3 protein-coding genes are annotated in these 3,194 nt (G+C 70.8%); 1 reads left to right on the top strand and 2 read right to left on the bottom strand.

Annotated features, from left to right (window positions below; all coding sequences use genetic code 11):
• Window positions 1–172 precede the first annotated feature (172 nt).
• Window positions 173–1,162 carry an RluA family pseudouridine synthase gene (locus tag ACIPQB_RS26050; RefSeq protein WP_446488151.1) on the bottom strand — a complete coding sequence of 330 codons (990 nt, stop codon included), beginning with the start codon at window positions 1,160–1,162 and terminating at the stop codon, window positions 173–175.
• Complete coding sequence (crcB, locus tag ACIPQB_RS26045; protein WP_446488150.1) at window positions 1,159–1,545, bottom strand: fluoride efflux transporter CrcB; 387 nt, start codon at window positions 1,543–1,545, stop codon at window positions 1,159–1,161. The genes ACIPQB_RS26050 and crcB overlap by 4 nt, the downstream gene beginning before the upstream one ends.
• Before the next feature lie 219 nt (window positions 1,546–1,764).
• Between crcB and ACIPQB_RS26040 the strand changes: the two genes are divergently transcribed.
• Window positions 1,765–3,021 carry a hypothetical protein gene (locus ACIPQB_RS26040; protein ID WP_446488149.1) on the top strand — a complete coding sequence of 419 codons (1,257 nt, stop codon included), beginning with the start codon at window positions 1,765–1,767 and terminating at the stop codon, window positions 3,019–3,021.
• Window positions 3,022–3,194 lie beyond the last annotated feature (173 nt).

The raw sequence follows: 3,194 nt of genomic DNA, 5'->3' as shown, positions 1-3,194 counted from the left end.
TTCCCTCCCCCTCGTGGGGAGGGTGGCCCTGGCGGAGCCAGGGTCGGGTGGGGGGCTGCTGAGCCGGCCGGTCTTCGACGCCCTGCGCCGGGCCCCACCCGACCCCTTCGGGGCCACCCTCCCCGCAGGGGGGAGGGAAGATAAGAAAGAGGGGGAAGACGCCCGCCCGCGCCTATCGCCGCTTGACCTGCCGGCGGGCGAATGGGTCGTGCTCGGCCTCGTCTTCGGAGAAGCCGAACTTGGCGAAGCCGGCCTTCATCTCCGGGCTGAGCGGGGCCTCGATGGCCAGCATGCCGACCGAGGGGTGCGGCAGCAGGATCGAGCGGGCGTGCAGCTGCAGCTTCAGGCCCTCCGACAGCGGCGCGGACTTCTCGTCGCTGTACTTGGGATCGCCGAGGATCGGGTGGCCGATGGCCTTCATGTGGGCCCGCAGCTGGTGGGTGCGGCCGGTGTGGGGGCGCAGGGCCATCCAGGTAACGCGCGGTCCGGCCCGGCTGATCGAGACGAACTCGGTCTCGGCCGGCTGGGCGTCGGGGTCCTTGGGCAGGGCCGGCACCACCAGTTCGCGGTCGCCGACGCCCCGCTTGGCCAGATGCAGCTCGATGACGCCCTCGGTCGGATGCGGATTGCCGGCGACGATGGCCCAGTAGGTCTTCTGGGCCTTGCGCTTGGCGAAGGCCCCCGACAGCCGCGCGGCGGCGGCCGGGGTCTTGCCCAGCAGCAGCACGCCGGAGGTGTCGCGGTCCAGGCGGTGGACCAGCTTGGGCCGGTTGACCCCCTCGCCCCAGGCGCTGAGCAGCTTGTCGATGTGATGGGTGGTCTTGGTGCCGCCCTGCACGGCCAGGCCGGCGGGCTTGTTCAGCGCCAGCACCTCCTCGTCCTCGTACAGCACCAGCGACTTGGCGAAGGCGATATCGCGCTTGGACAGGACCAGCTTCTCGTCCGGGTCGGGGGCGTCGGGCAGCGGCGGCACCCGCACCTGGCTGCCGGCCGCCAGCTTGGTGTCGGCCTTGACCCGCGAGCCGTCGACCCGCACCTGGCCGGAGCGGAACAGCTTGTTGAGCTGGATGTGGTTCAGGTGCGGCCAGCGGCGCTTGAACCAGCGGTCCACCCGGACCCCGTCCTCGCCATTGTCCACATAGAGGGTACGAACTTCTTTCATGCCGCGAAGATCCTGCGGGCGATCAAGAGGCCCGCGAAAACGGCCGCCACGGACAGGATCACGCTGGCGGTCGTATAGGTAAAGGCCTGGGCGTAGGCGCGCTTCTCGATCATCAGCGCGGTCTCCAGCGAAAAGGCCGAAAAGGTGGTGAAGCCGCCCAGGACGCCGACGCCGAGCAGAACGCGCCATTGCTCCTGGTTGGCGCCGCCGCGATGGGCCAGCCAGCCGACCAGCATCCCCATCAGCAGGCCGCCCGTCAGGTTGACGGTGAAGGTGCCGTAGGGCCAGCCAGGTCCGAACAGGCGAAGGGTCTGTCCCCCCACCAGGTAGCGGGCGACGGCGCCGAAAGCGCCCCCGGCGGCCACGAAAAGAAGTTTGGTCATCGGCTCCTTATGCGCCCGGCGGCGGCGAACGCCAAGCCGGGCCGGCGGTCGCCATGCCGCAACGCGGTGTCGCAGCGCAGCATTCGAGCCGCGCCTCGGCCGCAAAGGGCCCGCGAGCCTTGTCAACAAAGCGTTAGGACTCTTTGGAAACCCTCTTTTTGCACCGGCCGTTAAGCGCGGGACCGGCATTCTTGGGGCTCCTCCCGCGCCAAGGCGACCATGCCCTTCGATTCGAGCCAAAACAGCGAAGACCGCAACGAGCGCCTGGCGCTCAGCGGACCCGTCCTGCAACGCCTGGCGGGATCGGATCTGGTCGCCCGCGGCTCGGTCAACGTCATCAGCGTCAAGGCCATCCGCCGCTGGGCCGGCGACTGGTGGGACAAGAAGCGCGTCGACGTCTGGACCTATGTCGAGCGCAAGCTGGCCGAGCACCTGGACCGCAGCGACCTGCGGGCCCGGATCGGCGAGCACGACTTCCTGATCGCCATGAACAACGACCAGGGCCTGGCCGCCCAGGCCACCAGCGTGCGCATCCTCGAAGACGTGCTGACCCACCTGCTGGGCGCGGCCGAGCCGAACGACCTGGGGGTGCGGGCGGTGATCGGCGTCGAAGCCGGCGGCCTGGTCTGCCGGCCGATCGACCCGGCCGTGGTGCTGGCGGCCCGCGCCCGCCGCGACTCCACCCGCTCGCCGATCCGCTTCGACGTCGATCCGCTGGAAGAGACCCGCCGCACGCCCGTGGCCTTCACCACCGGCGGCGGGGCGGCCCTGCGCGTCGACTTCGCCCTCGAGCACATGATCAGCCTGAGGCGCAACGTGGCCACGGCCGTGCGCATCGAGCCGGTCGTCACCCATCTGGGCTCGGGCAAGCAGATCAGCGCCCGGGCCGTCTCCCGCCTGCCCGATCGCGACGTCGCCTTCATCGACGAGGCGGCCCTGAAATACGCCGCCGTCTTCGCCCGAGCCGCCCAGGGCCACGACCGCCCGGACCTGATCGTGCCGGCCTCGTTCCGCACCCTGGGCACCCAGCGCGGTCGCGACATGCTGACCGGCACGCCGGGCCTGTCCCTGGCCCTGCTGCGCGGCGGCGTCATGATGGAGCTGGTCGACGTCACACGCGGCACCCCCGCCGGCCGCCTGCTGGAAGTGGTCGGCCTGCTCAAGGCCCTGACCCGCGGCGTCATCGCCCGGGTGCCGCCGGAGAAGGAAGCGCTGCGGGTGCTGCGCGACGCCCGCCTGGCGGGCCTGGCCCTGGACGCCAACGACCTGGCCGGCTCGGCCGAGAAGATCGCCGCCGAGATCATGGCCTTCGGCCGCGACGCCAAGGGTCTGGCCCCGTTGGTCGCCCTGCAGGGCCTGCCGGCCGAGGGCTATTTCGCCGCCGCCGAGACCGCCGGCCTCACCCATGCCGCCCTGCGCGCCGCCCATCCGGTCGCCGCGGCCGCCGCCGTCGCCGCCAAGCGGGCGGCTGGCTAGTGTCCCGGTTCAAAAGTTCGCCAACTCAGGATTGCTCGACGGGCGCGTTGTAGACGCAGAACCGCTCGATGGATGCGAGGATGTCGTCGGCGGACTTGGTCCAGCGGAACGGCTTTGGGTCGGCGTTGTGGCGGTTGATGAAGTCTGAGATGTCGGCTTGGAGATCGGTGACG

This window comes from Caulobacter sp. LARHSG274 (assembly GCF_052871235.1).
The sequence above is the reverse complement of the archived record's forward strand: the minus strand, read 5'-3'. Positions and strand labels throughout refer to the sequence as shown.

Coding starts and splice junctions, on each gene's coding strand:
- ACIPQB_RS26050 (WP_446488151.1), bottom strand. CDS start 1,162: ATGAAAGAAGTTCGTACCCTCTATGTGGACAATGGCGAGGACGGGGTC.
- crcB (WP_446488150.1), bottom strand. CDS start 1,545: ATGACCAAACTTCTTTTCGTGGCCGCCGGGGGCGCTTTCGGCGCCGTC.
- ACIPQB_RS26040 (WP_446488149.1), top strand. CDS start 1,765: ATGCCCTTCGATTCGAGCCAAAACAGCGAAGACCGCAACGAGCGCCTG.